We start from the raw sequence: 2,016 nt of genomic DNA, 5'->3' as shown, positions 1-2,016 counted from the left end.
GGCTGGCCGACGCCGCCGACGTCGCGCTCGTGCTGGCCGGCCAGGGCGTACGCGACGTCACCAGGATCGCGGGCAGCGACCCCGGGCTCTGGCTCGGCATCCTGTCCGGCAACGCCGCCCCGGTCGCCGAGGTGCTCGAGGCCGTCGCCGCCGACCTGGCCGAGGCCGCCGGCGCCCTGCGCGCGCTGGCCGAGGGCGACGGCACCGCCACCGGGGAGATCACCCAGCTGCTCAAGCGCGGCGTCGCGGGCCACGACCGCATCCCCGGCAAGCACGGCGGCCCGGCCTCCTCCTACTCCGTCGTCCAGGTCGTCATCGGCGACCGCCCCGGTCAGCTCGCCCGCCTCTTCCAGGTGTGCGACGAGGTCGGGGTCAACGTCGAAGACGTGCGCCTGGAGCACGCCCCCGGGTTGCCCCTGGGCATCGCCGAGCTGTCGGTGCAGCCCGACGCGGTCCCCACGCTCATCGACGCCCTGCGCGAGCGCGGCTGGCAGGTCCCCTAAGGCCTCCCTCCGGCAGCTTCGCTGTCGCGCCGCGGTGCGAGCGAGCGATGCCGTGACGCGTGCGAAAGCAGAACGCCGGCCCTGCCCACCGATCCCGGGGCCCTCAGGGCGCGCGTCGTCGCGGACGTGCGCGCCTGGATCGACGCGGCCGCCGAGGACGCCCACTACGTCGACGTCACGAACAACGGCAAGCCGGTGGGCGGCAAGAGCGGGGTCGAGTCGTACAAGATCGGCTGGACGGACGACAAGCCCGCCGTGCCCGCCGCCGATTAGCCCCTATGTCACATCCGCGCCTCCTCGATACGTCTTCAGCCACGAATCGAGGAGGTAAGGAAAATGATCGACATTCTCGTACTGGGAGCGGGCTACACCGGCGTCGCGGCGGCCATCAGGGTCGCCGTCAGGACCCGCCGCACGGGCGGACGGGTGAGGCTGGTGAACGCCTCGCCCAGGTTCACCGAGCGCCTCAGGCTGCACCAGACGGCCGCGGGGCAGCGGCTGGGCGACTACCCGCTGGACGAGGTGGTCGCGGGCACCGGCATCGAGTTCGTCCAGGGCCGCGTGGCCGCGCTGGACGTCGAGCGCCGTGAGGCACGCCTGGAGGACGGGCGCGTGCTCGGCTACGACAAGCTGATCTACGCGCTCGGCACAGTCACCGACACCTCGGTGCCCGGCGTCGCCGAGCACGCCCACGTCTACGACGACTACGCGGGCACCGTACGGTTCGCGGAGCACCTCGACACGCTCAAGAGCGGCACAGTGGTCGTGGCCGGCGGCGGGCTGACCGGGGTCGAGTCGGCCGCGGAGATCGCCGAGGCCCGCCCCCACCTGCGCGTCGTCCTGCTGACCAGGGGGCGGCCCGGCTCCATGATGGGCGAGCGGGCCCGCGCCTACCTGGACGCGGCGCTGCGGCGGCTGGGCGTCGAGGTGCGCACCGGCGTGGACATCACCAAAGTGCTGCCGGACGGCGTCGAGCTGGCCGGGGGCGAGTTGGTCCACTCCGACGCGACGCTCTGGACCACCGGCACCAGGGGCCTGCCGGCGGCGGCCGAGTCCGGGCTGACGGTCGACGCCCTCGGCCGGATCGTGGTGGACTTCGCGCTTCGCTCGGTGTCCCACCCCGACGTGTACGCCGTCGGTGACGCCGCCGCGGTCAGCCAGCGGTACGGCGTGCTGCACGGCACCTGCCAGGGCGGCATCCCCACCGGCCTGCACGCGGCCGACTCGCTCGCCGCCACTCTGCGCGGCAAGACCCCCAAGGGCTTCAGGTTCGGATACATACACCAGCCCATCTCCCTGGGCAGGCACGACGCGGTCATCCAGTTCACCCGGCCGGACGACAGCCCGCGCAAGGGGTACCTCAAGGGACGCGCGGCGGTCACGTACAAGGAGGCCGTGAGCAGCAGCCCGATGCCCACGTTCAAGCTGCTCAAGCACGGGCTGGCGCCGGTCTGGGCGCTCGCGCTGAGCGCCGGGCTCGCCTGAACAGCACGGCGGGGCGGGGCCGTCGGGC

The 2,016-nt window shown here is 73.4% G+C and carries 3 protein-coding genes; all 3 read left to right on the top strand.

Features of this window, described 5'->3' with window-relative positions; all coding sequences use genetic code 11:
• A partial coding sequence (locus AB0J09_RS63415; RefSeq protein WP_360713999.1) for a prephenate dehydrogenase dimerization domain-containing protein occupies positions 1–503 on the top strand: 503 nt, incomplete at its 5' end.
• A gap of 126 nt (positions 504–629) precedes the next feature.
• Positions 630–776: a hypothetical protein gene (locus AB0J09_RS63410; protein WP_360713997.1), complete on the top strand. Its 147-nt coding sequence runs from the start codon at positions 630–632 to the stop codon at positions 774–776.
• Between the two features lie 63 nt (positions 777–839).
• Positions 840–1,988 carry an FAD-dependent oxidoreductase gene (locus AB0J09_RS63405; protein ID WP_360713995.1) on the top strand — a complete coding sequence of 383 codons (1,149 nt, stop codon included), beginning with the start codon at positions 840–842 and terminating at the stop codon, positions 1,986–1,988.
• Positions 1,989–2,016: the final 28 nt, after the last annotated feature.

The organism is Nonomuraea sp. NPDC049784, from assembly GCF_040659615.1.
Lineage (GTDB): Bacteria > Actinomycetota > Actinomycetes > Streptosporangiales > Streptosporangiaceae > Nonomuraea.
The sequence above is the reverse complement of the archived record's forward strand: the minus strand, read 5'-3'. Positions and strand labels throughout refer to the sequence as shown.

Bases quoted from the DNA above. Each gene is read 5' to 3' on its own strand.
- AB0J09_RS63405 (WP_360713995.1), top strand. From the start codon at position 840: ATGATCGACATTCTCGTACTGGGAGCGGGCTACACCGGCGTCGCGGCG.